1 protein-coding gene is annotated in these 814 nt (G+C 49.1%); it reads left to right on the forward strand.

From position 1 onward, the window contains the following. Window positions 1-814, forward strand: an 814-nt coding sequence (locus CZ809_RS20845) for an Ig-like domain-containing protein (protein ID WP_144396229.1), incomplete at both ends; no start/stop codon positions are given.

An 814-nucleotide genomic window follows, 5' to 3' on the forward strand; every position in this document is an offset into this window, starting at 1 on the left:
AAAGCGGGCGATTGGGTAACAGTGACCCTTGATGGTAAAACGTTAGGCACCGCCGAAGTACAAGCGGATAAGTCATGGCGTTTGTCTGTTGATGGCAAGGTCTTGTTGGATGCGAATTCGGATCATGTTGGCGCAACAGTGACCACCACTGATACCGCAGGTAACAGCAAAACCGCCACGGCTGAGCATAATTATACGGTGGATGTTAACGCGACTATCGACATTGATAAGATCACTGGCGATAACGAGATCACTCAACAAGAAGGTCATCAGCAGAGCATTGCGATCACCGGTACGGTTGGCGGTCAGGTGCAAGTGGGTGACAAGGTCGTGGTAACGATTAATGGCACCGATTACAACACCCAGGTTGAGGCGGGTAACACATGGTCAGTGAATGTCACGGGCAAGGATGTGTTGCATGCAGATAAAGCCACTGCCACAGTCACAACGTCATACAGTTCACATAATGACACCGCAAACAGTGAAGAAAATTATCAGGTTGGCATCAATGCGGGTGTCACCATCACCACCATTGGTGGTGACAATGTAATCAATGAGAATGAGTCCCACGGCAAAGTGCCTGTAACCGGTACCGTTGGTGGTGATGTCAAAGTTGGCGATACCGTTACGATCACTGTAGATGGTAAAGCGGTAGGTACGGCCACAGTAGAAAATCACAATGGCAAGTTAACGTGGACGGCTGAGGTTGACGGCAGCGTATTAGATAACGCTACCACCGATAATGTCACCGCCACCGTGACAACTCATGATGAAGCAGGTCATAGCGCTACTGCGACAGATGATCATATTTACA

It is taken from the genome of Photobacterium piscicola (genome assembly GCF_900166965.1).
In the GTDB taxonomy this organism is placed as follows: domain Bacteria; phylum Pseudomonadota; class Gammaproteobacteria; order Enterobacterales; family Vibrionaceae; genus Photobacterium; species Photobacterium piscicola.